Annotated in this window: 31 protein-coding genes; 28 read left to right on the forward strand and 3 right to left on the reverse strand. The window is 62.7% G+C overall.

Annotated elements, in window-relative coordinates:
• Position 1: 1 nt before the first annotated feature.
• Complete coding sequence (glmU, locus tag K3752_RS04845) at positions 2 to 1,354, reverse strand: bifunctional UDP-N-acetylglucosamine diphosphorylase/glucosamine-1-phosphate N-acetyltransferase GlmU (RefSeq protein ID WP_260065282.1); 1,353 nt, start codon at positions 1,352 to 1,354, stop codon at positions 2 to 4.
• A 133-nt stretch (positions 1,355 to 1,487) separates the two neighbouring features.
• Here glmU and K3752_RS04850 point away from each other — a divergent pair, with 133 nt between their 5' ends.
• Together K3752_RS04850 and K3752_RS04855 are read left to right on the forward strand one after the other, a co-directional pair.
• Complete coding sequence (locus tag K3752_RS04850; protein WP_260065283.1) at positions 1,488 to 2,159, forward strand: HAD-IA family hydrolase; 672 nt, start codon at positions 1,488 to 1,490, stop codon at positions 2,157 to 2,159.
• Between the two features lie 40 nt (positions 2,160 to 2,199).
• Complete coding sequence (locus K3752_RS04855) at positions 2,200 to 3,390, forward strand: DegT/DnrJ/EryC1/StrS aminotransferase family protein (protein ID WP_260065285.1); 1,191 nt, start codon at positions 2,200 to 2,202, stop codon at positions 3,388 to 3,390.
• On the opposite strand, the gene K3752_RS04860 is transcribed toward K3752_RS04855, so the two are convergent.
• Positions 3,322 to 3,555, reverse strand: coding sequence for a hypothetical protein (locus K3752_RS04860; protein WP_260065287.1), 234 nt, complete (start codon positions 3,553 to 3,555; stop codon positions 3,322 to 3,324). The genes K3752_RS04855 and K3752_RS04860 overlap by 69 nt on opposite strands.
• Here K3752_RS04860 and K3752_RS04865 point away from each other — a divergent pair.
• A complete protein-coding gene (locus K3752_RS04865; RefSeq protein WP_260065289.1) occupies positions 3,548 to 4,711 on the forward strand; it encodes an isovaleryl-CoA dehydrogenase in 1,164 nt (387 codons plus the stop codon). The genes K3752_RS04860 and K3752_RS04865 overlap by 8 nt on opposite strands.
• Positions 4,712 to 4,762: 51 nt before the next feature.
• On the opposite strand, the gene K3752_RS04870 is transcribed toward K3752_RS04865, so the two are convergent.
• Positions 4,763 to 5,368 carry an OmpW family protein gene (locus K3752_RS04870; RefSeq protein WP_170357333.1) on the reverse strand — a complete coding sequence of 202 codons (606 nt, stop codon included), beginning with the start codon at positions 5,366 to 5,368 and terminating at the stop codon, positions 4,763 to 4,765.
• 136 nt (positions 5,369 to 5,504) lie between these two features.
• On the opposite strand from K3752_RS04870, the gene K3752_RS04875 reads away from it, so the two are divergent.
• The 25 genes from K3752_RS04875 (at position 5,505) to nuoK (ending at position 25,836) form a co-directional block, all read left to right on the forward strand.
• Positions 5,505 to 7,037 (forward strand): AMP-binding protein, encoded by a 1,533-nt coding sequence (locus K3752_RS04875; RefSeq protein WP_260065292.1) that lies wholly within the window; start codon positions 5,505 to 5,507, stop codon positions 7,035 to 7,037.
• Positions 7,027 to 7,827 (forward strand): hypothetical protein, encoded by an 801-nt coding sequence (locus K3752_RS04880; protein ID WP_260065294.1) that lies wholly within the window; start codon positions 7,027 to 7,029, stop codon positions 7,825 to 7,827. The genes K3752_RS04875 and K3752_RS04880 overlap by 11 nt, the downstream gene beginning before the upstream one ends.
• Positions 7,824 to 9,428 carry a carboxyl transferase domain-containing protein gene (locus K3752_RS04885; RefSeq protein ID WP_260065295.1) on the forward strand — a complete coding sequence of 535 codons (1,605 nt, stop codon included), beginning with the start codon at positions 7,824 to 7,826 and terminating at the stop codon, positions 9,426 to 9,428. The genes K3752_RS04880 and K3752_RS04885 overlap by 4 nt, the downstream gene beginning before the upstream one ends.
• A 13-nt stretch (positions 9,429 to 9,441) precedes the next feature.
• A complete protein-coding gene (locus K3752_RS04890) occupies positions 9,442 to 9,858 on the forward strand; it encodes an ASCH domain-containing protein (protein WP_170357337.1) in 417 nt (138 codons plus the stop codon).
• A gap of 5 nt (positions 9,859 to 9,863) precedes the next feature.
• Positions 9,864 to 11,795, forward strand: coding sequence for an acetyl/propionyl/methylcrotonyl-CoA carboxylase subunit alpha (locus K3752_RS04895; RefSeq protein WP_260065297.1), 1,932 nt, complete (start codon positions 9,864 to 9,866; stop codon positions 11,793 to 11,795).
• A 57-nt stretch (positions 11,796 to 11,852) separates the two neighbouring features.
• A complete protein-coding gene (locus K3752_RS04900; RefSeq protein ID WP_170445036.1) occupies positions 11,853 to 12,707 on the forward strand; it encodes a hydroxymethylglutaryl-CoA lyase in 855 nt (284 codons plus the stop codon).
• Between the two features lie 9 nt (positions 12,708 to 12,716).
• Positions 12,717 to 13,505: a crotonase/enoyl-CoA hydratase family protein gene (locus K3752_RS04905; RefSeq protein ID WP_170460652.1), complete on the forward strand. Its 789-nt coding sequence runs from the start codon at positions 12,717 to 12,719 to the stop codon at positions 13,503 to 13,505.
• 187 nt (positions 13,506 to 13,692) lie between these two features.
• Positions 13,693 to 14,058 (forward strand): NADH-quinone oxidoreductase subunit A, encoded by a 366-nt coding sequence (locus K3752_RS04910; protein ID WP_093964903.1) that lies wholly within the window; start codon positions 13,693 to 13,695, stop codon positions 14,056 to 14,058.
• Positions 14,049 to 14,582, forward strand: a complete 534-nt coding sequence (locus K3752_RS04915; protein ID WP_093964904.1) for an NADH-quinone oxidoreductase subunit B family protein — start codon at positions 14,049 to 14,051, stop codon at positions 14,580 to 14,582. Before K3752_RS04910 ends, K3752_RS04915 begins: the two co-directional genes overlap by 10 nt.
• A 12-nt stretch (positions 14,583 to 14,594) precedes the next feature.
• Entirely contained in the window at positions 14,595 to 15,197 is a 603-nt protein-coding gene (locus tag K3752_RS04920) for an NADH-quinone oxidoreductase subunit C (protein WP_170340389.1), read from the forward strand.
• 2 nt (positions 15,198 to 15,199) lie between these two features.
• Entirely contained in the window at positions 15,200 to 15,373 is a 174-nt protein-coding gene (locus K3752_RS04925; protein ID WP_010442775.1) for a hypothetical protein, read from the forward strand.
• 7 nt (positions 15,374 to 15,380) lie between these two features.
• Entirely contained in the window at positions 15,381 to 15,506 is a 126-nt protein-coding gene (locus K3752_RS04930) for a hypothetical protein (protein ID WP_260065304.1), read from the forward strand.
• Positions 15,506 to 16,729 carry an NADH-quinone oxidoreductase subunit D gene (locus K3752_RS04935; RefSeq protein WP_170340391.1) on the forward strand — a complete coding sequence of 408 codons (1,224 nt, stop codon included), beginning with the start codon at positions 15,506 to 15,508 and terminating at the stop codon, positions 16,727 to 16,729. The genes K3752_RS04930 and K3752_RS04935 overlap by 1 nt, the downstream gene beginning before the upstream one ends.
• Positions 16,729 to 17,877: an NADH-quinone oxidoreductase subunit E gene (locus K3752_RS04940; RefSeq protein WP_260065307.1), complete on the forward strand. Its 1,149-nt coding sequence runs from the start codon at positions 16,729 to 16,731 to the stop codon at positions 17,875 to 17,877. The genes K3752_RS04935 and K3752_RS04940 overlap by 1 nt, the downstream gene beginning before the upstream one ends.
• 32 nt (positions 17,878 to 17,909) lie before the next feature.
• Positions 17,910 to 18,131 carry a DUF5337 domain-containing protein gene (locus tag K3752_RS04945; protein WP_093964908.1) on the forward strand — a complete coding sequence of 74 codons (222 nt, stop codon included), beginning with the start codon at positions 17,910 to 17,912 and terminating at the stop codon, positions 18,129 to 18,131.
• A gap of 12 nt (positions 18,132 to 18,143) precedes the next feature.
• The gene (nuoF, locus tag K3752_RS04950) at positions 18,144 to 19,442 is read left to right on the forward strand and encodes an NADH-quinone oxidoreductase subunit NuoF (RefSeq protein ID WP_093964909.1); all 1,299 of its coding nucleotides are present in this window, start codon (positions 18,144 to 18,146) and stop codon (positions 19,440 to 19,442) included.
• Between the two features lie 5 nt (positions 19,443 to 19,447).
• The gene (locus K3752_RS04955; RefSeq protein ID WP_170341009.1) at positions 19,448 to 19,864 is read left to right on the forward strand and encodes an MAPEG family protein; all 417 of its coding nucleotides are present in this window, start codon (positions 19,448 to 19,450) and stop codon (positions 19,862 to 19,864) included.
• The gene (locus K3752_RS04960) at positions 19,864 to 20,241 is read left to right on the forward strand and encodes a hypothetical protein (protein ID WP_170341011.1); all 378 of its coding nucleotides are present in this window, start codon (positions 19,864 to 19,866) and stop codon (positions 20,239 to 20,241) included. Before K3752_RS04955 ends, K3752_RS04960 begins: the two co-directional genes overlap by 1 nt.
• Entirely contained in the window at positions 20,238 to 20,744 is a 507-nt protein-coding gene (locus K3752_RS04965; RefSeq protein WP_409233611.1) for a DUF5333 domain-containing protein, read from the forward strand. Before K3752_RS04960 ends, K3752_RS04965 begins: the two co-directional genes overlap by 4 nt.
• Before the next feature lie 3 nt (positions 20,745 to 20,747).
• Complete coding sequence (gene nuoG / locus K3752_RS04970) at positions 20,748 to 22,733, forward strand: NADH-quinone oxidoreductase subunit NuoG (protein WP_260065312.1); 1,986 nt, start codon at positions 20,748 to 20,750, stop codon at positions 22,731 to 22,733.
• A gap of 240 nt (positions 22,734 to 22,973) precedes the next feature.
• Positions 22,974 to 24,011 carry an NADH-quinone oxidoreductase subunit NuoH gene (gene nuoH, locus K3752_RS04975; protein WP_170340401.1) on the forward strand — a complete coding sequence of 346 codons (1,038 nt, stop codon included), beginning with the start codon at positions 22,974 to 22,976 and terminating at the stop codon, positions 24,009 to 24,011.
• A gap of 2 nt (positions 24,012 to 24,013) precedes the next feature.
• Positions 24,014 to 24,508, forward strand: a complete 495-nt coding sequence (nuoI, locus tag K3752_RS04980) for an NADH-quinone oxidoreductase subunit NuoI (protein WP_093964915.1) — start codon at positions 24,014 to 24,016, stop codon at positions 24,506 to 24,508.
• Entirely contained in the window at positions 24,505 to 24,927 is a 423-nt protein-coding gene (locus K3752_RS04985) for a carboxymuconolactone decarboxylase family protein (protein WP_170340403.1), read from the forward strand. The genes nuoI and K3752_RS04985 overlap by 4 nt, the downstream gene beginning before the upstream one ends.
• Positions 24,924 to 25,526 (forward strand): NADH-quinone oxidoreductase subunit J, encoded by a 603-nt coding sequence (locus tag K3752_RS04990; RefSeq protein WP_170340404.1) that lies wholly within the window; start codon positions 24,924 to 24,926, stop codon positions 25,524 to 25,526. The genes K3752_RS04985 and K3752_RS04990 overlap by 4 nt, the downstream gene beginning before the upstream one ends.
• Positions 25,527 to 25,530: 4 nt before the next feature.
• Positions 25,531 to 25,836 (forward strand): NADH-quinone oxidoreductase subunit NuoK, encoded by a 306-nt coding sequence (gene nuoK / locus K3752_RS04995; protein ID WP_005984024.1) that lies wholly within the window; start codon positions 25,531 to 25,533, stop codon positions 25,834 to 25,836.
• Positions 25,837 to 25,841 lie beyond the last annotated feature (5 nt).

Genomic DNA, 25,841 nt, shown 5'->3' on the forward strand with positions numbered 1-25,841 from the left:
CTCAGGCTCCCTTGTCCCGGCGTGCCTTTTTCGATTTCAGCATCTCGAACAGCTTGAGGGCATAGCCCGGCTTGTTTTCCTGTTTGGCGCGGCCCACCGCCAGGGCGTCGGGTTCGACGTCGCGGGTCACGATGGTGCCGGTGGCCGTCATCGCGCCGCTGCCCACGGTGACCGGGGCCACCAGCATGGTATTCGAGCCGACAAAGACATTCTCGCCGATCACCGTGCGGTGCTTCATCACGCCATCATAGTTGCAGGTGATGGTGCCCGCGCCGATATTCGTGCCCGCGCCCACCGACGCATCCCCGACATAGCTGAGGTGATTGACCTTTGCGCCCTCGGCAATCTCGGCATTCTTGATCTCGACGAAATTGCCGATGCGGGTGTTTTCGGCCAGTTCCGCCCCAGGGCGCAGGCGGGCATAGGGGCCGACCACGGCGCCGCGGCTGACATGGCAGCCTTCCAGGTGCGAAAACGCCCGGATCGTCGCGCCGCTTTCGACCGTGACACCGGGGCCGAAGACCACGTTGGGTTCGATCACCGTGTCGCGGCCGATCACCGTGTCGGCGGCCAGATAGACCGTCTCGGGGGCCATCAGGGTGACGCCCAGATCCAGCAGCTCGGCCCGGGCGCGGGCCTGGAACACGGCGTCGGCTGCGGCCTGATCGGCGCGCGAGTTCACGCCCAGCGTCTGCGCCTCGTCGCACGAAACGGCGGTGACCTTCAGACCGCGGTCGCGCGCGATCTCGACCACGTCGGTCAGATAGTATTCGCCCGACGCGTTGTCGTTTCCGACCGCGTCGATCAGGTCGAACAGAGTGCCCGCGTCACACGCCAGAAGGCCCGAGTTGCAGAAGGTTATGGCGCGTTCTTCATCTGACGCGTCCTTGAACTCGACGATCCGCTCCAAGGCGTCGCCGTTCATCACCAAGCGGCCATACCGGGCCGGGTCGGCGGCCTCGAAGCCCAGGATAACCAGATCGTTGTCAGCCCGCGCGGCGATCATGCGCTCCAGCGTGTCGGGCTGCAGAAACGGGGTGTCGCCGTACAAAACGACCACGTCGCCGGTGAACCCGTCCAAAGCCGCGCGCGCCTGGGCGACGGCATGGGCGGTGCCCAACTGTTGGTCCTGCACGACGATGCGGGCGTCTTCATCCTCGGCCCGCGCGACCTTGGCCACCGCCTCGGCGCCGTGGCCGGTGACGATGACCGTGCGTTTGGGTTCCAGAACCGACCCGGCGCGCATGGCGTGCACCAGCATCGGAACCTGGGCGATCGGGTGCAGAACCTTTGGGATATCCGAATTCATCCGGGTGCCTTTTCCGGCGGCAAGGATGACAAGGGCAGTGCTCATGAATGCGTTTTCTCTTTTGTTTTGTCGCGGTCCGTTTTATCCGCTGAGGGCAAAGGCGCAAGCCGTTCGGCCATCAAACAAGATTGCCGTTTGCAACACGACATGGCGGAAAACTGCCGAGCAAGGAGACAGAATGCGCACGGTCATCTTCGATCTGGACGGGACTTTGGCCGATACGTCGGGCGATCTGCTGGCGGCGGCGAACCACTGTTTCCGGCAGATGGGGCATGGCGATGTGCTGGTGCACGGGCAGGATGCGGCGGTGGCTTTGCGTGGAGGACGGATGATGTTGACCCATGGGTTGAAACGCGTGGGCGCCTACGACGAAGAGACCGTGAATGCCTATTACCCGGTCCTTCTGGACGCTTATGCGCAGGCGATTGATACCCACACCACCTTCTATCCCGGTGCGCTGCAGGCGGTCGAAGCGCTGAAAGCCGCCGGGTACGGTGTCGGCATCTGCACCAACAAACCCGAGACGCTGGCCGAGCTGCTGATGACGCGTCTGGGCGCGCGGGCGCTGTTCGGCTCGCTGGTGGGGGCGGATACCCTGCCGGTGCGCAAGCCCGACCCCGCGCCGCTGCGCGAAGCGGCGCGCCGGGCAGGTGGGCATCCCGACCACTGCATTCTGGTGGGCGACTCGGATACCGACCGGAACACGGCCCGCGCCGCCGGAGTGCCTTCGATCCTTGTGACCTTCGGCCCGTCCGGCGATGACATGGCCGCGCTGCAGCCCGAGGCGCTGCTGCACCATTTTGACGATCTGCCCGCAATCGTCGCCGAGCTTGTGGGCGCGGCGGCCTGATCTCTTGACCCGCGCTGCGACTGGCCCCACAAACGACGCCATGACCGAGCGATTTTCTGGCAGTTTCACCCAGCAGGAGCCGATCCCCGACGAGGCGATCGAGGCTGCGCTGGCCGTTCTGCGTCACGGGCGGTTGCACCGCTACAACGTGGCCCCGGGAGAGCTGAGCGAAACCGCCCTGTTGGAACAGGAATTTGCCGCGCAGACGGGCGCGAAATACTGTCTGGCCGTGTCCTCGGGCGGCTATGCGTTGGCCACGGCCCTGCGTGCCGTGGGGGTCCAGCCGGGGGATGCGGTTCTGACCAACGCTTTCACGCTGGCCCCGGTGCCGGGGGCGATCGCCTCTGTCAATGCGCGCCCGGTTTTCGTGGGCGTGACCGAGGGGCTGACTATCGATCTGGACGATCTGGAAGCCAAGCTGGACCGCGCCAAGGTTCTGATGCTCAGCCACATGCGCGGGCATCTGTGTGACATGGACCGGTTGATGCAGATGTGCGACGCCGCCGGAGTGACGGTGATCGAGGACTGCGCCCACACGATGGGCGCCGCCTGGCGCGGGCAACTGTCCGGCCGTCAGGGGGCGATCGGCTGCTATTCCTGCCAGACCTACAAACATGTGAACTCGGGCGAGGGTGGTCTGCTGGTTACAGATGACGAGATGCTGGCGGCCAAGGCCACAATGCTTTCGGGCTCGTACATGCTGTATGAACGCCACCTTGCGGCGCCGGGTCCCGAGGTGTTCGAGCGGATCAAGTACACCACGCCGAACGTGTCGGGGCGGATGGACAATCTGCGCGCGGCGATCCTGCGGCCCCAATTGCGCGATCTGGATCGGCAGGTGCGGCGCTGGAACGAACGTTATGCCGAGATCGAGTCGGGCCTGCGCGGCACGCCCGGCCTGACCATCGTCGAGCGGCCCGCCGAGGAGAGCTATGTCGGCTCGTCGATCCAGTTCCTGCTGCTAGATTGGGCGCCTGAGCAAATCGCCGAGGTTTTGCGACGCTGCGCAGATCGCGGGGTCGAGCTGAAATGGTTCGGCGGGGCCGAGCCAACCGGGTTCACCTCGCGCTATGACAGCTGGCGCTATGCCGAGTCGGAGCGGATGCCCGAGACCGACCGGATTCTGCGCGGGATCATCGACATGCGCGTTCCGCTGACCTTTTCACTGGACGATTGCCGCCTGATTGCCGGCATCATCCGCGCCGAGGTCGGCGCTGTTTTCCAACAGTAATTCAATCGAGTGCGCCATGCGGCGCATGCTCGAACCCTGCAAAAGCCGCTCAAGGGGCGGCTTTTTCATTTGGGTCACGCGATGATTGACCGCGCGGGGAAAGGTCTGTATCAGTTTATTGAACACCTGTTCATTAACGCGAAAGAGGAGAGCGCGGATGTTCACGGCGACAATGCAATTCGATCTGGGTGAAGATGTGAACGCGCTGCGCGAGATGGTGCACCGCTGGGCGCAGGAGCGGGTCAAGCCGATGGCGGCCGAGATCGACAAGACGAACGCGTTTCCTAACGAGCTGTGGAAGGAAATGGGTGAACTCGGTCTGCTGGGCGTAACCGTTCCCGAACAGTATGGAGGCGCCGAAATGACCTATCTGGCGCATACGATCGCGGTTGAAGAAATCGCACGCGCCTCGGCATCGGTGGCGCTGTCCTACGGGGCCCATTCCAACCTTTGCGTCAACCAGATCAAGCTGAACGGCACTGAAGAGCAGAAGCAGAAATACCTGCCGCGCCTGATTTCGGGCGAACACGTAGGTGCCCTGGCCATGTCGGAACCCGGAGCGGGGTCGGATGTTGTGTCGATGAAACTGCGGGCGGAAAAGCGCAACGACCATTACCGCCTGAACGGCCACAAATACTGGATCACCAACGGGCCGGATGCCGATACGCTGGTCGTCTATGCCAAGACCGACCCCGAGGCCGGGTCCAAGGGCATCACGGCCTTCCTGATCGAGAAAGAGATGAAAGGGTTCTCGACCTCGCCCCATTTCGACAAGCTGGGTATGCGCGGTTCGAACACGGCCGAGCTGATCTTCGAAGATGTCGAGGTGCCCTTCGAGAACGTGCTGGGCGAAGAAGGCAAGGGCGTTGCGGTTCTGATGTCGGGCCTCGACTATGAGCGCGTGGTTCTGGCCGGGATTGGCACCGGCATCATGGCTGCCTGCCTGGACGAGATCATGCCCTATCTGGCCGAGCGCAAGCAGTTCGGCAAACCGATCGGAACCTTCCAGCTGATGCAGGGCAAGATCGCCGACATGTACACCGCGATGAATTCGGCCCGGGCGTATGTCTACGAGGTCGCCAAGGCCTGTGATCGGGGCGACGTGACCCGGCAGGATGCGGCGGCGTGCTGTCTCTATGCGTCCGAGCAGGCGATGGTGCAGGCGCATCAGGCGGTTCAGGCCATGGGCGGGGCCGGGTTCCTGGCGGATGCGCCGGTTAGCCGGATCTTCCGCGATGCCAAGCTGATGGAGATCGGCGCGGGCACCAGCGAGATTCGCCGGATGCTGATCGGCCGCGAATTGATGAACGAAATGCTCTGAAGAAAAACGCCTCGCCGACGAGGTCACGGCGAGGCGTATCCGATCGAAGGATCAGAAGCGATGGACGTAGGACACGCCAACCAGCCACGGATCGATCTCGGCCTTGCCGATGTCGGCTCCGTTGAGGGTGACGTCCGAGTCGATGTCGAACCAGCGGACGTTCAGGCGAACCGCGCCCTTGTCCGTGACCATGTAGTCCAGGCCGGCCTGCAGCGACACGCCGAACGAGTCGTCGACCTTCAGATCGCCCAGCGGCGATTCCTCGTCAAAGAACACGGTGTAGTTCAAACCGGCGCCGACATAGGGTTTCCAGGCGCTGCTGGTTGCAAAGTGGTAGTTCAGCGACAGTGTGGGCGGCAGGTGCTTGACGCTGCCCGCGTCGACACTTCCGCCCAGCGTGATGTCATGGCTGAACGGCGTTGCGGCCAAAAGCTCGATGCCCAGATTGTCACGAATGAAATACTCGGCGGTGAAGATCGGGCGGGTGTCCGAGTCGACGTCGGCGCTGAAGCCGGCGAGGGATCCGTTGTCGGATTTCGGGTCGAGGTAGCCGATACCGACACCAACGGTCCAGTCTCCCTGAGACTGGGCGAATGCGGGGGCCGAAACAGCGGCCAACGCGGTGGAAAGGGTGAGGATGGCGAGTTTGCTGGTCATGTTCTTGCCTTTGGTTTTGTGTGCAAGCCGACCATGCCTGAAGGACGGGGCGGCCACTCTGATCTGCATCAAGTTTCGTTGATGTTCGATATTCAGTTTGGCGCGGCAAGTCGCTTAAATTTAAGGGAAAAACGCCATGCGTCCCGCTGAGGTCATACCGGGTTTGCGGTCTGGTGGCAGCTGGGACATTCCGCCCAGGCTGAACATGGCACGTCAGTGCCTGTCGCGGCCTAGTGAGCAGGTGGCGATCCTCGATCTGTCTTCCGAGGCTACGACCGAGATCACCTATGGTGAACTGGAACAAATGACCGACCGGCTGGCGCGCGGGTTGCTGGGCAGGGTGCAACCCGGCGACCGGGTCGGCGTGCTGCTCAGCCAGTCGCCGTGGTGCGCGGCGGCGCATCTGGCCATCTGGAAGATTGGGGCAATCTCGGTGCCGCTGTTCAAGCTGTTCAAGCGCGATGCCCTGGCCTCGCGCATCGGCGATGCGGGGGCCGGGTATGTGCTGACCGACGGCGAGGGCGCCGATATGCTGGGCGATCTGGCGCAGCCGTTGATCGTGTCCGAGCTTGGGGCGGACGGGCCTGCGGTGGATTATGCTGACACCGGCCCCGAGGATCCGGCGGTGCTGATCTATACCTCGGGGACGACGGGTAAGCCCAAGGGCGCGTTGCACGGGCACCGGGTGCTGACCGGGCATCTGCCGGGCGTTTCGATCAGCCACAACCACCTGCGCGCGGGCGACTGCCTGTGGACGCCGGCCGACTGGGCCTGGATCGGCGGGTTGTTCGACGTCCTGATGCCGGGGCTGGCGCTGGGCATTCCGGTTGTTGCCGCGCGGCTCGACAAGTTTACCCCCGAGGCCTGCGCGGATGTGATCGCGCGCGGCGGCGTGCGCAACGTGTTCTTTCCGCCCACGGCCCTGCGGATGCTCAAGGCCGCGGATGTGACGATCCCCGGCCTGCGGTCCGTGGCTTCGGGCGGAGAGCCGCTGGGCGCGGAAATGCTGGCGTGGGGAGAGCGGGCCTTTGGCCTGACGATCAACGAATTCTACGGCCAGACCGAATGCAACATGGTGGTTTCCTCCTGCGCCGAGGATTTCCCCGCGCGCCCGGGCTGCATCGGCAAACCGGTGCCGGGGCATGAGGTCGCGGTGATAGACGCTGACGGCAACCCGACCGACGCCGAGGGTGATGTGGCCATCCGGCGCGGCTCAGCCTCGATGCTGCTGGAATACTGGAACAACCCGCAGGGCACGGCCGAGAAGTTTCGCGGCGATTGGCTGATCACCGGTGACCGCGGCGTGTGGGAGGACGACTATCTGCGCTTTGTCGGCCGCGAGGATGACGTGATCACCTCGGCCGGCTACCGCATCGGCCCGGCCGAGATCGAGGATTGCCTGCTGACCCATCCGGCGGTGGCCACCGTGGGCGTGGTCGGCAAACCTGATCCACTGCGGACCGAGATCGTGAAGGCCTATGTGGTGTTGAAACCGGGGTCCGAGGCCTCGGAGCAAGAGCTGCAGGATTGGGTCAAGGACCGTCTGGCGCATTATTCCTACCCGCGAGAGGTGGCTTTTGTGCAAGACTTACCTTTGACCGTGACGGGAAAAGTCATTCGCAAGGAATTGAAACGTCGCGCGTCCGAGGAGATGTGCCATGGCAGATAAATCCAGCGTCCGGACCGGAATCGAGTTCAGCGCGACAGTCATCGCGGTCATCGGGGCCGTGTGGGCCGGAAAGACCTATTTCGAAACGTGGATGCACGACACGATCGACAAGGCGGTCGAAGAAAAGATCGCCGTCATCGAAAAACTGCAATTGGCCGACCTTCTGGTTTTATACGGCTACCCGGATGAGGCCATCTCGGAATTGCGCAAGATCGCCGATCGGGTCGCCAGGCTGGACGCCGATGACAAACGAAAGATCGCCTTTTACGACAACTATCTGGATGCGGTGGCCGATTCCGACGGCACCCTGAAATTCGAACCGGAAATCCGGATGTTGCACTCGGTTTTCAGCAATGAAATGCAGACCGACGGCTGGCATGACGAGAAGCTGGCCTATGTCGCGATGTTCCTGCCCGAGGCGCAGGCGGATGACGGGTATTTCGACCGTCAGGTCGTGGGGCGGCTCAAGCTTGCGGTCAACCAATACGAGGCAGACGACGACTATGAGAGCCTCGGGAGCGCCTATCGTAACCTGTCGCTGGCCTATCTGTGTCGCGGAGAACAGGACATGGCCGTCGAGGCGATGGAAATGGCGGCCGAGATGCTGCCGTTCGAGTATTATTTCATGGTTCCGATGTGGGACCTTGAGGATTTCCTCGAAGAGCCGGAAATCAAGAAGCTGGACACCGTCTGCTCCAGCAACGTGTCCCAGGGCTATGCGCGCATCATGCAGAGCTTTGGCGTCAGCGAAAACCCCGTTCGCGAATTTCTGAGAGAGTATACCAGATGAAGCTGCGATCTTCCGCTTTGCCCTCGTCCGATGGCTTCAAGCAAAACCGTGCCGCGCACCTCGACGCGCTGGCGCAGATCTCTGACGCCGCCGAGGCCGCGCGCATGGGCGGGGGCGAGAAATCGCGCGAACGCCATGTGTCGCGGGGCAAGATGCTGCCGCGCCGGCGGGTGGCCAACCTGCTGGACCCGGGGTCTCCGTTTTTGGAAATCGGCGCGACGGCGGCGCATGGCATGTATGGCGGCGCGGCCCCCTGTGCAGGCGTCATCGCGGGCATCGGCCGGGTGCAGGGGCAAGAGGTCATGGTGGTCTGCAACGACGCCACTGTGAAGGGCGGCACCTATTATCCGATGACTGTCAAAAAGCACCTGCGCGCGCAGGAGATCGCCGAAGAAAACCATCTGCCCTGCATCTATCTGGTGGACAGCGGCGGCGCGAACCTGCCCAACCAGGACGAGGTCTTTCCCGACCGCGACCATTTCGGCCGCATCTTCTACAACCAGGCTCGGATGAGCGCCAAGGGCATTCCGCAGATTGCCGTGGTCATGGGCTCGTGCACCGCGGGCGGCGCCTATGTGCCGGCCATGTCCGACGTGACCATCATCGTCAAGGAACAGGGCACGATCTTTCTGGCCGGCCCGCCGCTGGTCAAGGCGGCGACGGGCGAGGTCGTCAGCGCCGAAGACCTGGGCGGCGGCGATGTGCATACGCGCCTGTCCGGCGTCGCCGACTATCTGGCCGAGGATGACGCCCACGCGCTGGCTCTGGCCCGCCGGGCCGTTGGCTCGTTGAACCGGAACAAGCCGCAGACGGTGGATTGGGCCAGCCCCGAAGACCCGGCCTATGACCCCGAGGAAATCCTGGGCGTTGTCCCGGCCGATTTGCGCACGCCCTACGACATCCGCGAGGTGATCGCACGTCTGGTCGATGGCTCGCGCTTTGACGAGTTCAAGCCTCGGTTCGGTGAAACGTTGGTGACCGGCTTTGCTCATGTCAAAGGCTGCCCCATCGGCATCATCGCCAACAACGGCGTGCTGTTTTCCGAGGCCGCGCAGAAGGGCGCGCATTTCGTTGAATTGTGCAGCCAGCGCAAGATCCCGCTGGTCTTCCTGCAGAACATCACCGGGTTCATGGTGGGCCGCAAGTACGAGAACGAAGGCATCGCGCGCCACGGCGCCAAGATGGTGACCGCCGTGGCCACCACAAGCGTGCCCAAGATTACCATGCTGGTGGGCGGCTCGTTCGGGGCCGGGAACTATGGCATGGCGGGCCGCGCCTATCAGCCCCGCTTCCTGTGGACGTGGCCGAACAGCCGTATCTCGGTCATGGGTGGCGAACAGGCCGCCGGTGTTCTGGCAACGGTCAAACGCGACGGGATCGAACGGCAGGGCGGCACATGGTCGGCCGAAGAAGAGTCCGAATTCAAACGCCCGACGCTGGAAATGTTCGAGGAACAGTCGCACCCGCTTTATGCCTCTGCCCGGCTATGGGATGACGGCATCATCGACCCGCGGAAAAGCCGCGACGTGCTGGCCCTGTCGCTGAGTGCCGCGTTGAACGCCCCGATTGAGGACACGCGCTTTGGCGTGTTCCGGATGTAGAAGGGGCGGTTCGATGCTGGAGAGCTTGAAAGAAAGATATCCGGGGGCCGAGACCTTTCAGTTCGGCGACAACCGCGCATTGTGCGACGAGTTGCTGGCTCTGGTCCGCTCGGGGCGCAAGACAGCGACATGTGGCGCGTTGCGTGACTTTGCGACGGGTGGCGAGGCGATGCCGCAGGCAGGCCGCCGCGACATCGCGTTGGACTGGGACGGACGGCCCGCGCTGGTCATCGAAACGGTCGATGTGACGGTTCGGCGCTATTGCGATGTGGACGAGGCATTTGCCCTGGCCGAGGGCGAAAACGACAGCCTGGAAGGCTGGCGCGAGGATCATCGCAGATATTTCGAAAGAAACGGCGGCTTCGACCCGAAGATGGAGTTGGTCTGCGAACGGTTTCGCCTTGTGGAAGATCTGGCAGGGAAAGGGTAACGGCCATGTTTGACAAGATCCTGATCGCCAACCGGGGCGAGATTGCTTGCCGGGTCATCGAAACGGCGCACAAGATGGGCGTGGCCTGCGTTGCCGTGTACTCGGATGCCGACGCGGCCGCCAAACATGTCCAGATGGCGGATGAGGCCGTGCATATCGGCGGGGCGGCTCCGGCCGACAGCTATCTGAAAGGCGACGTGATCATTCAGGCCGCGCTGGATACCGGCGCGCAGGCGATCCATCCGGGCTATGGGTTTCTGTCCGAGAACCCCGATTTCGTCGATGCGGTGCAGGCCGCGGGCCTGACCTTCATCGGCCCCTCGGCGAATGCGATCCGCAAGATGGGCCTGAAGGATGCGGCCAAGGCGCTGATGGAGCAGGCCGGCGTCCCGGTCGTGCCCGGTTATCACGGCGACAACCAGGACCCCGAGCATCTGGCCGGCGCGGCCGACACCATCGGCTACCCGGTTCTGATCAAGGCGGTGGCCGGCGGTGGCGGCAAAGGGATGCGGCTGGTCGAGAGGCCGGCGGATTTTGCGGCCGCCCTGGACAGCGCCCGGGGCGAGGCCAAGACCGCCTTTGGCAATGATGCCGTTCTGGTCGAGAAATTCGTGGCCAAGCCCCGCCATATCGAGGTTCAGGTCTTTGGTGACGGCACCCATGCCGTGCATCTGTTCGAACGCGACTGCTCGCTGCAGCGCCGCCACCAGAAGGTGATCGAGGAAGCGCCGGCCCCCGGAATGACGCCCGAGATGCGCGAAGCGATGGGCCAGGCGGGCGTGCGCGCGGCAGAGGCCATCGGCTACAAGGGCGCGGGCACCGTGGAGTTCATCGTCGATGCCTCGGACGGGTTGCGGCCCGACCGGTTCTGGTTCATGGAGATGAACACCCGCCTGCAGGTCGAGCACCCGGTGACCGAGGCCATAACCGGCATCGACCTGGTCGAATGGCAGTTGCGGGTTGCGGCCGGGGAAAGTCTGCCCAAGCGGCACGCAGAGCTGTCGATCAACGGCCACGCCTTCGAGGCCCGGCTCTATGCCGAGGACGTACCCAAAGGGTTCCTGCCCGCCACGGGCACCCTGACCCATCTGGAGTTTCCGCACGGCTGCCGCGCCGACAGCGGCGTGCGTGCGGGCGACACGATCAGCCCATGGTATGACCCGATGATCGCCAAGGTGATCGTGCACGGCCCGACCCGCGCGGTGGCGCTGGAACAACTGCACCGCGCGCTGCGCCGGACGCAGGTGGCGGGAACCGTCACCAACCTGTCCTTTCTGGGCGCACTGACCCGGCACGCCGGGTTTGCGGCAGGCGATGTAGATACCGGGTTGATCGACCGCGATCTGGACGATCTGGTGCGCGAACCGGCCGTCACCCCGGCAATGACCGTTGCGGCCGCGATGGCCGCGACCGGACTGGACAAACCCGCCGAGGATACGGGGTTTACTCTCTGGGCCCCGCTGCACCGGGCGCTTCAACTGAAGCGCGACGGCGAGGTTCTGGATCTGGACGTTCAGGTTGCAGGACCGGACAGGCAGGACTGGCAGGTCGGCGGGACCAGCGTGATCGCCGAACGGGTCAACGGCCGCTGGATCATCGACGGCCAGCCGATGCCTCCGGTTGCGATTGCGGGCCACGATGTCACCGTGTTCGACGCCTATGGCGTGAGCTTCGAGGTGCTGGACCCGCTGGACCGCGATGTCAGCGCCGCCGGTGACACCAACGTGGTCGAGGCGCCGATGCCCGGGCTGGTCAAGGCGGTGTTCGCCGCGCCGGGGCAGGCGGTGAAGGAAGGCGACCGGCTGGCCGTCCTCGAGGCCATGAAGATGGAGCATTCGCTGTTGGCCGCCCGCGACGGTGTCGTGGCCGAGGTTCTGGCCGAAGCCGGATCGCAGGTCGAGGCCGGCGCGGCGCTGGTCCGGCTGGAAGACGACTGAAACCCTGAACGCCCGCCCTGAACGGGGCGGGCCGGGACTGAACAGGAGGGCACCGCCATGGCGGAACGTGTCGAGATTTTCGAAGTGGGGCCGCGCGACGGGCTGCAGAACGAAAAGCGCGAAATCCCGGTTTCCGAGAAGATCGCGCTGGTCGACTGCCTCAGCCGGGCAGGGTTCAGCCGGATCGAGGTGGCCAGTTTCGTGTCACCCAAATGGGTTCCGCAGATGGCCGGCAGTGCCGAGGTGCTGGCCGGGATCACCCGCGCCCCGGGCGTGCGCTATGCGGCGCTGACCCCGAACATGCGCGGCTATGAGGACGCGCTGGCTGCCGGGGCGGATGAAATCGCGGTGTTTGCCTCGGCCTCCGAGGGGTTTTCCAAGGCCAACATCAACGCGACCATCGCCGAATCCATCGAGCGGTTCGTCCCGATCCTCGAGGCGGCGCGCCATATCGACCTGCCGGTGCGCGGCTATGTTTCCTGCGTGACCGACTGCCCCTATGACGGGCCGACTCCGCCCGCCAAAGTGGCCGAGGTGGCCGACCTGCTGTTCTCGCACGGCTGTTATGAGATCTCGCTGGGCGACACGATCGGGCAGGGGACACCCGACAGCATCGCGCGGATGCTGCTGGCAGTGCGTGAATATGTGCCCGCGACCCGCCTGGCCGGCCATTTTCATGACACCAACGGGCGCGCGATCGACAATATCGACGCGTCGCTTGCGCTGGGCATTCGAGTATTCGACGCAGCCGTAGGCGGATTGGGCGGCTGCCCCTACGCGCCGGGCGCGGCCGGGAATGTGGCAACCGAAGCCGTGGCCGCGCATCTGGAGCGGCTGGGCTATGACACCGGACTGGACGCCGCTGTGCTGAACCAAGCGGCGGAAATGGCCCGCGCGATGCGGGCGGGATAAGAGGCTGACATGTTTGAAACCATCTCGATCTCCACCGATTTGCGCGGGGTTGCCACGCTGACGCTGAACCGGCCGGAAAAACACAACGCGATGTCGGCGCAGATGATCGCCGAGTTGACCCAGGCCGCCGCGCAGCTGGGGGAAACCAACGACGTGCGTGTGGTAGTTCTGACCGGCGCAGGCAAAAGCTTCTGCGCCGGGGGCGACCTGGGCTGGATGCAGGCCCAGATGGCCGCCGACCCCGAGACCCGCTTTGTCGAGGCGCGCAAGTTGGCTGAGATGCTGAACGCCCTGAACTCCCTGCCCAAGCCGTTGATCGGCGCGCTGCAGGGCAACGCCTTTGGCGGGGGTGTCGGGATGGCGTCGGTCTGCGACGTGGCCATCGGCGTGGACAGCCTGAAAATGGGTCTGACCGAAACCCGGCTGGGGCTGATCCCGGCCACTATCGGGCCCTATGTCATCGCCCGCATGGGCGAGGCCCGCGCGCGGCGCGTGTTCATGTCGGCCCGTCTTTTTGATGCGGCCGAGGCGGTAGAACTTGGCCTGTTGGCGCGGGCCGTTCCGGCAGATGAGTTGGATGCCGCGATCGAAGCCGAAGTGCAGCCTTATCTGTCCTGTGCGCCGGGCGCCGTGGCCTCGGCAAAGGCGTTGGTTCGGGACCTCGGGCCGCGCATCGACGCCGCGGTGATCGACCACACGATCCGGGCGCTGGTCGACCGCTGGGAAACGGACGAGGCGCATGAGGGAATCAGCGCTTTTTTCGACAAGCGAAAACCTTCATGGAATAGTAAGGTTTGACCGCCCGCGACCATTTGAAGCCAAGGGCTTGCGCCTGGTGCAGCGCTGGGCGTTGGCAAGCCGAATATTCGGTGCCATGCGCGCTTCTGCTCGGTTGACCCTCTGACCCCGCGCGGATAGAGAATGTCCAGTCAACACGCCAATTGACGGCGCGTCTCGTTCGGGATGCGCAGGAAAGGAGCCACTCGTGGAAGAGCTGTTGCGGGAATATCTCCCGATCCTGGTGTTTCTGGCCGTCGCCGTGGGCCTTGGAATCGTCCTGATTCTGGCCGCCGTCGTTCTGGCTGTCCGCAATCCCGACCCCGAAAAGGTCAGCGCCTATGAATGCGGGTTCAACGCGTTCGACGATGCGCGGATGAAGTTCGATGTCCGATTCTATCTGGTGTCGATCCTGTTCATCATCTTCGACCTCGAGATTGCGTTCCTGTTTCCCTGGGCCGTGGGCTTCAAGGACATCAGCGATGTCGGCTTCTGGTCGATGATGGTGTTCCTGGGCGTTCTGACCATCGGCTTTGCCTATGAATGGAAGAAGGGGGCCCTGGAATGGGAGTGATGACGGGTGCAAACACCGCGGGCGTCGACAAGGAAGTCGCCACTCAGGCCCTGAACGCCGAGCTGCAGGACAAAGGGTTCCTGCTGACCTCGTCCGAGGACATCATCAACTGGGCGCGCACCGGCTCGCTGCACTGGATGACCTTTGGTCTGGCCTGTTGCGCGGTCGAGATGATGCACACCTCGATGCCGCGCTACGACGCCGAACGCTTCGGCATCGCGCCGCGCGCATCCCCGCGCCAGTCGGACGTGATGATCGTGGCCGGTACGCTGACCAACAAGATGGCCCCGGCGCTTCGCAAGGTCTATGACCAGATGCCCGAGCCGCGCTACGTGATCTCGATGGGCTCCTGCGCCAATGGTGGCGGGTACTACCACTATTCCTATTCCGTCGTGCGTGGTTGCGACCGGATCGTTCCGGTTGACATCTACGTTCCCGGCTGCCCGCCGACCGCCGAGGCGCTGCTGTACGGCCTGCTGCAACTGCAGCGCAAGATCCGCCGCACCGGCACCATCGTCCGCTGAGGAGGGACCGAGATGAGCGAAGCACTCAAGGAACTCGGCACGCATATCGAGCTGAAGCGCACGGACTGTGTTCTGTCATGGAGCGTTGCCCATGACGAACTGACGGTTGATGTTGCGCCCTCGAGCCTGGTGGAATTTGTCGAGTTTCTGAAAACGGATCAGAACTGCAAGTTTTCGACCTTGGTCGACATCACCGGAGTTGATTACCCCGAACGTGCCAAACGGTTCGACGTGGTTTACCACTTCCTTTCGATGTACCAGAACCAGCGTATCCGGATACGGATCTCGGTGCGCGAGGAAGACATGGTTCCGTCGATCGTCGATGTGCACCCCTCGGCCAACTGGTTCGAGCGTGAAGTGTTCGACATGTTCGGCATTCTGTTCTCGGGCCACCCGGACCTGCGACGCATCCTGACCGACTATGGGTTCCGCGGCTATCCGCTGCGCAAGGATTTCCCGACCACCGGGTATATCGAAGTCCGCTATGACGAGGCGCAGAAACGGGTCGTGTACGAACCGGTATCACTGGTTCAGGAATATCGCCAGTTTGATTTCATGAGCCCGTGGGAAGGTGCGAACTATGTTCTGCCGGGGGATGAAAAACAGGAGACCTGACAATGGGTGGCATCTGGTGGCTGATCCTTTCTGCACTGACCATCATTCCGATGGTGAAGATTTTGCCGTTTTTTGGGATCAACAAATACTGGTGCCTTCTCTGCCTGGTCCCATTCGGCACGATCGCGTTGCTGTGGTGGGTCGGGTTGAAACTGCAGGAACTGGAGCGCCGCTGAGATGGTCATGCTGCCGGGGGAACTGATTGCGTTGGGTGCGCTGGGGGTCCTGCTGGCGGGGGCCGCGGCCAAGGCGCTTGAGGCGGAAAAGGTCCGGGTTCGGGCCGAAGCGAAAAAGAGACGAGGGCGTTGATGGACGGCTCAAGATACGATGACGGCAGCACGGACGCGCTGAGCGGAGAACAGAAGATCCGCAACTTCAACATCAACTTCGGCCCGCAGCACCCTGCGGCGCACGGAGTTTTGCGTCTTGTGCTTGAGCTGGACGGCGAGATCGTCGAGCGTTGCGACCCGCATATCGGCCTGCTGCACCGCGGTACCGAAAAGCTGATGGAAAGCCGGACGTATCTGCAGAACCTGCCGTATTTCGACCGGTTGGACTATGTGGCGCCGATGAACCAGGAACATGCCTGGTGCCTGGCCATCGAAAAGCTGACCGGCGTCGAAGTTCCGCGCCGGGCCTCGTTGATCCGGGTCCTGTATTCCGAGATTGGGCGCGTTTTGAACCATCTGCTCAACGTGACCACGCAGGCGATGGACGTGGGCGCGCTGACCCCGCCGCTGTGGGGCTTTGAAGAGCGCGAAAAGCTGATGGTGTTCTACGAGCGTGCCTGCGGTGCGCGCCTGCACGCGGCCTATTTCCGCCCCGGCGGTGTACATCAGGATCTTCCGCCCGAACTGCTGGATGACATAGAGACCTGGAGCCACGAGTTCCCCGCCGTTCTGGACGACATTGACGGACTGCTGACCGAGAACCGCATCTTCAAACAGCGCAACTGCGACATCGGCGTGGTGACCGAGGAGGATATCCAGCAATACGGCTTCTCGGGCGTGATGGTGCGCGGATCGGGCTTGGCCTGGGACCTGCGGCGCGCGCAACCCTATGAATGCTATGACGAGTTCGAATTCCAGATCCCCGTCGGCAAGAACGGTGACTGCTATGACCGTTACCTGGTGCGGATGGAAGAAATGCGCCAGTCGGTGTCGATCATCCGGCAAGCCATCGCCAAGCTGCGCGACTGCCCGGGCGACATTCTGGCCCGCGGCAAGATCACCCCGCCGAAACGCTCGGACATGAAGACGTCGATGGAGAGCCTGATCCATCACTTCAAACTTTACACCGAAGGCTTCCACGTCCCCGCAGGCGAAGTCTATGCCGCCGTCGAAGCGCCCAAGGGCGAGTTCGGCGTCTATCTGGTGGCCGACGGCACCAACAAGCCGTACCGCGCCAAGCTGCGTGCGCCCGGTTTCCTGCACCTGCAAGCCATGGACCACGTCGCCAAGGGCCACCAACTGGCCGACGTCGCCGCCATCATTGGCACCATGGACGTCGTATTTGGAGAGATTGACCGCTAATGCTCCGCCGTCTTCATCCCGAACAACCCGAAAGCTTTGCCTTCACACCCGCCAACGTGGACTGGGCCAAGGCGCAGATCACCAAGTACCCCGAAGGCCGTCAGGCCAGTGCGGTCATCCCGCTGCTGTGGCGCGCGCAAGAGCAGGAGGGCTGGCTGAGCCGCCCGGCCATCGAATATGTGGCCGAGATGCTGGGCATGTCCTACATCCGCGTGCTTGAGGTGGCATCCTTCTACTTCATGTTCCAGCTGCAACCGGTTGGGTCCATTGCGCATATTCAGGTTTGTGGCACGACGTCCTGCATGATCTGCGGGGCCGAGGATCTGATTGCTGTCTGCCGCGAAAAGATCGCGCCCAAGCCGCACCAGCTGTCGGCGGACGGCAAGCTGAGCTGGGAAGAGGTCGAGTGCCTGGGTTCCTGCACCAACGCGCCGATGGCACAGATCGGTAAAGACTATTACGAGGACCTGACCGCCGAGAGTTTTGGTCGGATCATTGATGAACTGGTCGCTGGCAAGGTTCCGGTGCCCGGGCCCCAGAATGGGCGCTATGCGGCCGAGCCTCTGGGCGGCGTGACCAGCCTGAAGGACTACGAGGGTGGCAAGGCAAAGCACAATGCCAGTGTGCAACTGGCCACGGAACTGGGCGATACCGTCAAGCGCATCGACGGAACCGAGGTTCCGATCCTGACGCCTTGGTTGGGCAAGGATGGCAAGGCCGCCGGAGCGAAAGCCGCACCCAAGCCGCCGAAGGTGCCAGAGCAGGGCAAACCAGCCGCCCGTCAGGCCGCGCCCAAGAAATCCGCCAAGGCCGAGCCATCTTCGCCCGAGGGCGCTGCGGCCAAGCCGGAAGCGACTGAGGCTCAGCCCGAAACGCTGAGCGGCGCGCGCGATGGCACGCCCGACGACCTCAAGCTGCTGAAAGGTGTGGGGCCGAAGCTCGAGCAGACGCTGAACGAGCTCGGGTTCTACCACTTCGATCAGATCGCGGCCTGGACGCCAGAACATGTAGCCTGGGTTGATGCCCGGGTGAAGTTCAAGGGCCGGATCGAACGCGACGGCTGGATCGAGCAGGCGGCCAAGCTGGCTGCTGGCGAGGAAACCGAATTTGCCAAACGTGCCAAGCAAGACGGCACCTACGAAGACTGAGAGACGGTGCCCGATAAGGGCGCCGGAGTGTGATGGACAAGGACAAGGAACAGGCCATCGCCCGCAAGGGCCGACATATCGGCGTGGTCATCGCGGTGACCATGCTGTTGTGGCTTGCCATGACCCTGTTCATCGGCCCGGCGCTGGAACTGCCGGGACGCTTTGCGCTGCTGTTTGATTTCGCCGCGATCGCGGCGTTCATATATGCGGGCGTCAACATATTTCAACTCTGGCGCATGCGTCAGGACAGCTGAAGGTAACACGCGATGCTGAAGGATCAGGACCGGATCTTTACCAACATCTACGGGATGCACGAGCGCACCTTGAAGGGCGCTCAGGCCCGGGGGCATTGGGACGGCACTGCTGGCCTGATGGAGAAGGGTCGCGACTGGATCATCCAGACGATGAAAGACTCAGGGTTGCGCGGGCGCGGCGGTGCGGGCTTCCCGACCGGCCTGAAATGGTCGTTCATGCCGAAGGAAAGCGATGGCCGCCCGTCCTATCTGGTCGTAAACGCCGACGAATCCGAACCGGGCACCTGCAAGGACCGCGAGATCATGCGCCACGATCCGCACACGCTGATCGAAGGCTGCCTGATTGCGTCTTTCGCGATGAATGCGCACACCTGCTACATCTACCTGCGCGGCGAGTACATTCGTGAGCGCGAGGCGCTGCAGGCTGCAATCGACGAGGCCTATGATGCGGGCCTGCTGGGCAAGAACGCCGCTGGATCGGGATGGGATTTCGACCTGTTCCTGCATCACGGGGCAGGCGCCTATATCTGTGGCGAGGAAACCGCGCTGATCGAAAGCCTGGAAGGCAAGAAGGGCATGCCGCGAATGAAGCCGCCGTTCCCGGCCGGGGCGGGTTTGTATGGCTGCCCGACCACGGTGAACAACGTGGAATCCATCGCCGTCGTGCCCACGATCCTGCGCCGCGGCGCCGACTGGTTCGCCGGTTTCGGTCGCCAGAACAACGCGGGCACCAAGTTGTTTGCAGTCTCGGGTCACGTCAATACTCCCTGTGTGGTCGAAGAGGCGATGTCGATCAGCTTTGAAGAATTGATCGAGACCCATTGCGGTGGCATCCGCGGCGGGTGGGACAACCTGTTGGCCGTGATCCCCGGTGGCTCGTCCGTGCCCTGCGTGCGCGGCGAGAACATGCGCGACGCGATCATGGATTTCGACTATCTGCGCAACGATCTGGGCTCGGGGCTTGGCACGGCGGCGGTGATCGTGATGGACAAGTCCACCGACATCATCAAGGCGATCTGGCGCCTGTCGAAATTTTACAAACACGAAAGCTGCGGCCAGTGTACGCCCTGCCGCGAAGGTACGGGCTGGATGATGCGGGTGATGGATCGCCTGGTACGCGGCGAGGCCGAACTGGAAGAGATCGACATGCTGTTCGAGGTGACCAAGCAGGTCGAAGGCCATACGATCTGTGCGCTGGGTGACGCGGCCGCATGGCCGATCCAGGGCCTGATCCGCAACTTCCGCGAAGAAATCGAAGACCGCATCAAGGCTCAGAAATCGGGCCGTATGGGTGCGATGGCGGCGGAGTGACAACGATGGAAGCCTATGCAGAGTATTCCCACGCGATTGCGTCTTTGGTGATTTTCACACTGGTCGTTTTGTTCCTGTCGCCGTTTTCGGCACTGGCGAAACAGGGCAAGGGGCTGGCTCCTGGCGCGACCCCCGACCAGGACTACGCCGACAAGGCCTATCGCCTGAACCGTTCCTACCTGAACGGCACCGAGACTTTGCCCGCGTTTCTGGCCGTTACTGTGGCAGCCATTCTATTGGGCGCCAGCCCGTTCTGGGTGAACTGGCTGGCCGCGATTGCCTTGGTCGCGCGACTGGTGATGCTTGTCGTACACATTCAAGGCGTCGGCAAACCGCATAGCGGTATTCGTTCTGTCCTGTATGTGGTGGCGTGGGCCTGCATGTTCGTGATTGGGATCCTTGCATTGGTGGCTGCGTTCTGATGGCCGTCACACTTGTTGATATCACCGCGAACCTGCGTCGCCCGGCTGTCGGTGTCCTTGTTCTGCTGACGCTGCTTTCGGCCTGCGGGACAGCGCCAACCAGCGACCGGATCCTGTTTGACGGCAAGTCGTTTCGGGCCAAGGCAAAGCCGGTCGACAAGAAACGGTCGCCTGCGGATTTCACCGTGACGATCAAAGGCGTGTCGGCTTCGCTGGACGGCGCGCGCGAGGCTGGTCGGTACGAGGGCACCCGGTTCTGCATTCAGAATTTCGGTTCCTCCCGCATTGCGTGGAAGGTTGGTCCTGACACCGAACCGCAGAACCTGCGCGTCGAAAACGACAGCCTGACATTTGCCGGAGCCTGTCAACGACCATGAGCTTCGCTATTGCATATCCTGCGCTGATCGGGCGGCCGTTATTGCATAACAGCCGTGCTGCGGAACGTCTTGGGGAACCCAAGACGAAAGGATATGTCATGAAACTTGTGAAACTTGCCGCATTTGCCTGTGCGATGGCGTTGCCCGTCTCGGCGGACGCCAAGCCGCCCTTGCGTGAAGTCAAGGAAATCGACAACGAGCTCTACTACATCGCCATCGCAAATGAGATCTCGGAATACTGCCCGTCGATCAGTGGGCGGCGTATGAAAGCAATCGGTGTGATGTGGAGCCTGCGGTCCAAGGCCAACAGCCTAGGTTATTCGGACGGAGAGATCCGGGCCTATGTCGAGTCGGATTCCGAAAAGGCGCGGATGCGGGCCAAAGGCGAAAAATACCTCGCGCAGAACGGCGTGAGCTACGGAAAAGCTGAAACATTCTGTGCCCTGGGGCGCAAGGAAATCGAACGAAACAGCGCCATTGGCGTGTATTTGAGGGCGAACTAGACCATGTCTGACCTCCGCAAGATCGTAATCGACGACAAGGAAATCGAAGTCGATGGCGCGATGACCCTGATCCAGGCCTGCGAACAGGCCGGGGTCGAGGTGCCACGGTTCTGCTATCATGAGCGCCTGTCGATTGCCGGTAACTGCCGCATGTGCCTGGTCGAGGTCGTGGGCGGGCCGCCCAAGCCCGCCGCCTCGTGCGCGATGCAGGTGCGCGATCTGCGCCCGGGGCCGGAGGGTCAACCGCCGGTGGTCAAGACCAACTCTCCCATGGTCAAGAAGGCCCGGGAAGGCGTCATGGAGTTTCTGCTGATCAACCACCCCTTGGATTGCCCGATCTGTGACCAGGGGGGTGAATGCGATCTGCAGGACCAGGCAATGGCCTACGGTATGTCGGCCAGCCGGTTCAAAGAAGCCAAGCGGGCCGTCGATGATCTGGATCTGGGTCCGCTGGTTGGTACGGCCATGACCCGCTGCATCAGCTGTACCCGCTGTGTGCGTTTCACGACCGAGATCGCGGGTATCGACCAGATGGGCCAGACGGGCCGGGGCGAGGATGCGGAAATTACCTCGTACCTGAACCAGACGCTGGATTCGAACCTGCAGGGCAACATCATTGACCTGTGCCCGGTGGGGGCGCTGACTTCCAAGCCTTATGCCTTTACCGCACGCCCGTGGGAACTGACAAAGACCGAAACCATCGACGTGATGGATGCGCTGGGATCGAACATTCGTGTCGATACCAAGGGCCGCGAAGTGATGCGCATTCTGCCGCGCAACCATGATGGCGTGAACGAAGAGTGGATCTCGGACAAGACGCGTTTCGTCTGGGACGGTTTGCGCCGTCAACGTCTGGACACGCCCTATATCCGTGAAAACGGTCGCCTGCGCGCCGCCAGCTGGCCCGAGGCTTTGGCCACCGCCGCAGCGGCGATGAAGGGCAAGAAGGTTGCCGGTCTGATCGGCGATCTGGTTCCTGTCGAAGCCGCCTTTGCGTTGAAGCAGATGATTGAGGGGCTGGGTGGCAAGGTCGAATGCCGAACCGACAATGCCCGCCTGCCTATCGGCAACCGTTCGGGCTATGTCGGCAATGTGACGATCGAGGAGATCGACACGGCGAAAGAGATCATCCTGATCGGCACCAACCCGCGGGACGAGGCCCCGGTGCTGAATGCGCGCATCCGCAAGGCGTGGCTGGCGGGCGCCGATGTCAAATTGATCGGCCCGACCGTTGATCTGACTTATGACTACGAGCATCTTGGCACCGACCGCGATGCGCTGGCCAAGGCCAAGGCAAGCAATGAAGCCGTTGTGATCGTCGGACAGGGCGCCGTGTCCGAGGCAGACGGTCTGGCTGTTTTGGCCGCCGCGCGCGCGCTGTCGGGTCGGATGCTTGTTCTGCACACTGCGGCCGCCCGCGTTGGTGCGATGGATGTGGGTGCCGCGACGGAGGGTGGCCTTGAGGCTGCAATCGACGGCGCCGAGGTGATCTTCAACCTGGGCGCGGACGAGGTCGATATCGATGCGGGCCCGTTTGTCATCTACCAAGGCAGCCACGGAGACCGCGGTGCACACCGCGCCGACGTCATCCTGCCTAGCGCGGCCTATACCGAGGAAAACGGTCTCTTCGTCAACACCGAGGGTCGCCCTCAATTGGCGATGCGCGCCGGATTTGCGCCGGGTGAAGCCAAGGAAAACTGGGCGATCCTGCGGGCGCTTTCGGCGGAGTTGGGCGAGAAACTTCCTTATGACACGTTGGCCCAGCTGCGGCAAAAGCTGATCGAAGCAGTGCCGCATCTGGCCGGGATCGACCAAGTGCCCGAGAACGAAGAACAGGCAATCGAGGCCGGACCTTTGGGGCAGGCCGATTTCCGGACCGTGATCAAGGATTTCTATCTGACCAACCCGATTGCACGAGCCTCGCAGTTGATGGCCGAGCTTTCGGCGCTGGCCAAGGCGCGCGGTGACCAAAAGATTGCCGCGGAATGAGGCTTGCGACGACCATAAACCGCAAAGCGGGCGGAAACCCGAGCTCGTTTTTCCGAGAGGAGATGCGAGGGGCGTGGTCGTGTGTTTTGCCGAATGAAATGAAGGAAAAAGGTGGCGTGCAGGCAGCGGATGCTGTTTACACCAACTCGCCAAACCAATCGCAGGCGACGCGAGTCTCCGACCGGCCGGTCGGGCCTCGCGATGGCAGCGGAAAACGGAATACCCACGGTGTGAGGACCAATGGCTGAATTCTTTGACACCCCAGGCGGAATAGCCCTGATCATATTGGCGCAGGTGCTGGCCGTCGTGGCCTTCGTGATGATCTCGCTGCTGTTTCTGGTCTATGGCGACCGCAAGATCTGGGCCGCGGTCCAGATGCGTCGCGGCCCCAACGTGGTTGGCGTTTACGGCCTGCTGCAATCGGTGGCGGACGCGCTGAAATACGTCGTCAAAGAGGTGGTGATCCCTGCCGGCGCGGACAGGACTGTTTTCATCCTGGCGCCGCTGACGTCGTTCGTCCTGGCCATGATCGCCTGGGCGGTCATTCCGTTCAATGACGGCTGGGTCCTGTCCGACATCAACGTGGCTATCCTCTATGTGTTCGCGGTGTCCTCGCTCGAGGTGTACGGCGTGATCATGGGCGGATGGGCGTCGAACTCGAAATACCCGTTCCTGGGCTCGTTGCGCTCGGCCGCGCAGATGATTTCGTATGAGGTTTCGATCGGCCTGATCATCATCGGGGTGATCATTTCGACCGGGTCGATGAATTTTGGTGACATCGTGCGGGCGCAGGATGGCTCGTTCGGGTTCTTCAGCTGGTACTGGCTGCCGCATTTCCCGATGGTCTTCCTGTTCTTCATCTCGGCCCTGGCCGAGACCAACCGCCCGCCGTTCGACCTTCCGGAAGCGGAATCGGAACTGGTCGCAGGCTATCAGGTCGAATACTCGGCAACGCCCTTCCTGCTGTTCATGGCGGGCGAATACATCGCCATCTTCCTGATGTGCGCGCTGACCACGCTGCTGTTCTTCGGCGGCTGGCTGTCGCCGATCCCCGGCCTGCCCGATGGCGTGCTGTGGATGGTCGCCAAGATGGCGTTCTTCTTCTTCCTCTTCGCGATGGTCAAGGCGATCACGCCCCGCTACCGCTATGACCAGCTGATGCGGCTGGGCTGGAAAGTGTTCCTGCCGTTCAGCCTGGTGTGGGTTGTCTTCGTGGCCTTTGCGGCGAAATTCGACTGGTTCTGGGGTGCATTCGCCCGTTGGAGCGTAGGAGGCTGACAATGGCAAATATCGACTATACCCGCGCGGCCAAATACTTCCTTCTGCAGGATTTCTGGGTGGGCATGAAGCTGGGGCTGAAGTATTTCTTCGCGCCCAAGGCCACCGTGAACTACCCCCACGAAAAGGGTCCGCTGTCGCCCCGGTTCCGCGGTGAACACGCCCTGCGCCGGTACCCCAACGGTGAGGAGCGCTGCATCGCCTGCAAATTGTGCGAGGCTGTGTGCCCTGCGCAGGCCATCACAATCGACGCCGAACCGCGCGAAGACGGCAGCCGCCGTACCACGCGCTATGACATCGACATGACCAAATGCATCTACTGCGGCTTCTGCCAAGAGGCCTGCCCGGTCGATGCCATCGTCGAAGGACCTAATTTCGAATTCGCCACCGAAACCCGCGAAGAGCTGTTCTATGACAAGCAGAAGCTGCTGGACAACGGCGAACGCTGGGAAGCCGAGATCGCCCGCAATCTGGAACTGGACGCGCCCTACCGATGAGCGATCCGGCCAAAAACCCATTCGAGCAGATGCTCAGACAGGCGCATGACATGGCCAAGGCGTTCAACCCGGCGCTGGAGAGCTATTCGCCCGTCGACGCGATGCGCGGCTTCGAGGCGCTGTGGCCGACCATGCCCAAAGAGGTCATGGAAATGATGTTCGGCAACACCGTCAATCCGGGCGGACTGGATGCCAAGACCCGCCTGTTGCTGACGCTGGCCGGGCTGACCTGTCAGGGCGCACAGGCCGACACGGCCCTGCGCCAGACTGTGCGCCATGCCATCGAGGCAGGGGCCAAAAAACAAGAGATCGTGGAAACGATCGGTCAGATGTCGGTCTTTGCCGGCATCCCGGCCATGACCCGGGCGCTGGAACTGGCGCAGGAGGCCATGGGCGAAAACGAGGAAGATGACCAATGAGCGTATTTGCCTTTTACCTCTTTGCCATCAGCGCCATCACCGGCGGGCTGTTCACCGTGATCAGCCGGCAGCCGGTGCATTCCGTGCTGTGGCTGATCCTGGCCTTCCTGTCGTCGGCGGGGCTGTTCGTGCTGCTGGGGGCGGAATTCGTCGCCATGCTGCTGATCATCGTCTATGTCGGCGCGGTGGCGGTGCTGTTCCTGTTCGTGGTGATGATGCTGGACGTGGACTTTGCCGAGCTCAAGGCCGAGATGGCGCGCTACATGCCTCTGGCCCTGCTGATCGGTCTGGTCATCCTGATGCAGTTCGTCATGGCCTTTGGCGCCTGGGACAGCGCACAAGGCGCGGCGGCCAACCTGGCCCAGCCGATCCCTGCCGACCGCCACAACACCGAGGCACTGGGTGTCATCCTTTACGATCAATACTTCCTTCTGTTCCAACTGGCGGGCCTGATCCTGCTGGTGGCCATGATCGGCGCCATCGTGCTGACGCTGCGCCACCGCAAGGACATCAAGCGTCAGGACATCGTCGGCCAGATGATGCGTGACCCGGCCAAGGCAATGGAGTTGAAGGACGTGAAACCGGGGCAGGGACTTTGAGACGATGATCGGACTTGAACACTATCTTACCGTCGCGGCGACGCTGTTCGTCATCGGCATCTTCGGTCTCTTCCTGAACCGCAAGAACGTCATCATCCTGCTGATGAGCATCGAACTGATGCTGTTGGCCGTGAACATCAACCTCGTGGCGTTTTCCAGTTTCCTCGGCGATCTGGTCGGGCAGGTGTTTACGCTGTTCGTGCTGACCGTGGCCGCGGCCGAGGCTGCCATCGGGTTGGCCATTCTGGTCTGCTTCTTCCGCAACCGCGGCACCATCGCGGTTGAAGACGTCAACATGATGAAGGGGTAAGGGAT

The organism is Ruegeria sp. B32, assembly GCF_025141855.1.
Classification (GTDB): Bacteria; Pseudomonadota; Alphaproteobacteria; order Rhodobacterales; family Rhodobacteraceae; genus Ruegeria; species Ruegeria arenilitoris.

Coding starts and splice junctions, on each gene's coding strand:
- K3752_RS04875 (WP_260065292.1), top strand. CDS start 5,505: ATGCGTCCCGCTGAGGTCATACCGGGTTTGCGGTCTGGTGGCAGCTGG.
- nuoI (WP_093964915.1), top strand. CDS start 24,014: ATGGCAAATATCGACTATACCCGCGCGGCCAAATACTTCCTTCTGCAG.
- K3752_RS04920 (WP_170340389.1), top strand. CDS start 14,595: ATGAGCGAAGCACTCAAGGAACTCGGCACGCATATCGAGCTGAAGCGC.
- nuoK (WP_005984024.1), top strand. CDS start 25,531: ATGATCGGACTTGAACACTATCTTACCGTCGCGGCGACGCTGTTCGTC.
- K3752_RS04870 (WP_170357333.1), bottom strand. CDS start 5,368: ATGACCAGCAAACTCGCCATCCTCACCCTTTCCACCGCGTTGGCCGCT.
- K3752_RS04990 (WP_170340404.1), top strand. CDS start 24,924: ATGAGCGTATTTGCCTTTTACCTCTTTGCCATCAGCGCCATCACCGGC.
- K3752_RS04905 (WP_170460652.1), top strand. CDS start 12,717: ATGTTTGAAACCATCTCGATCTCCACCGATTTGCGCGGGGTTGCCACG.
- K3752_RS04850 (WP_260065283.1), top strand. CDS start 1,488: ATGCGCACGGTCATCTTCGATCTGGACGGGACTTTGGCCGATACGTCG.
- K3752_RS04900 (WP_170445036.1), top strand. CDS start 11,853: ATGGCGGAACGTGTCGAGATTTTCGAAGTGGGGCCGCGCGACGGGCTG.
- K3752_RS04880 (WP_260065294.1), top strand. CDS start 7,027: ATGGCAGATAAATCCAGCGTCCGGACCGGAATCGAGTTCAGCGCGACA.
- K3752_RS04940 (WP_260065307.1), top strand. CDS start 16,729: ATGCTCCGCCGTCTTCATCCCGAACAACCCGAAAGCTTTGCCTTCACA.
- K3752_RS04930 (WP_260065304.1), top strand. CDS start 15,381: ATGCTGCCGGGGGAACTGATTGCGTTGGGTGCGCTGGGGGTCCTGCTG.
- nuoH (WP_170340401.1), top strand. CDS start 22,974: ATGGCTGAATTCTTTGACACCCCAGGCGGAATAGCCCTGATCATATTG.
- nuoG (WP_260065312.1), top strand. CDS start 20,748: ATGTCTGACCTCCGCAAGATCGTAATCGACGACAAGGAAATCGAAGTC.
- K3752_RS04960 (WP_170341011.1), top strand. CDS start 19,864: ATGGCCGTCACACTTGTTGATATCACCGCGAACCTGCGTCGCCCGGCT.
- K3752_RS04965 (WP_409233611.1), top strand. CDS start 20,238: ATGAGCTTCGCTATTGCATATCCTGCGCTGATCGGGCGGCCGTTATTG.
- K3752_RS04890 (WP_170357337.1), top strand. CDS start 9,442: ATGCTGGAGAGCTTGAAAGAAAGATATCCGGGGGCCGAGACCTTTCAG.
- K3752_RS04945 (WP_093964908.1), top strand. CDS start 17,910: ATGGACAAGGACAAGGAACAGGCCATCGCCCGCAAGGGCCGACATATC.
- K3752_RS04895 (WP_260065297.1), top strand. CDS start 9,864: ATGTTTGACAAGATCCTGATCGCCAACCGGGGCGAGATTGCTTGCCGG.
- K3752_RS04985 (WP_170340403.1), top strand. CDS start 24,505: ATGAGCGATCCGGCCAAAAACCCATTCGAGCAGATGCTCAGACAGGCG.
- K3752_RS04935 (WP_170340391.1), top strand. CDS start 15,506: ATGGACGGCTCAAGATACGATGACGGCAGCACGGACGCGCTGAGCGGA.
- K3752_RS04955 (WP_170341009.1), top strand. CDS start 19,448: ATGGAAGCCTATGCAGAGTATTCCCACGCGATTGCGTCTTTGGTGATT.
- nuoF (WP_093964909.1), top strand. CDS start 18,144: ATGCTGAAGGATCAGGACCGGATCTTTACCAACATCTACGGGATGCAC.
- glmU (WP_260065282.1), bottom strand. CDS start 1,354: ATGAGCACTGCCCTTGTCATCCTTGCCGCCGGAAAAGGCACCCGGATG.
- K3752_RS04865 (WP_260065289.1), top strand. CDS start 3,548: ATGTTCACGGCGACAATGCAATTCGATCTGGGTGAAGATGTGAACGCG.
- K3752_RS04925 (WP_010442775.1), top strand. CDS start 15,200: ATGGGTGGCATCTGGTGGCTGATCCTTTCTGCACTGACCATCATTCCG.
- K3752_RS04915 (WP_093964904.1), top strand. CDS start 14,049: ATGGGAGTGATGACGGGTGCAAACACCGCGGGCGTCGACAAGGAAGTC.
- K3752_RS04885 (WP_260065295.1), top strand. CDS start 7,824: ATGAAGCTGCGATCTTCCGCTTTGCCCTCGTCCGATGGCTTCAAGCAA.
- K3752_RS04855 (WP_260065285.1), top strand. CDS start 2,200: ATGACCGAGCGATTTTCTGGCAGTTTCACCCAGCAGGAGCCGATCCCC.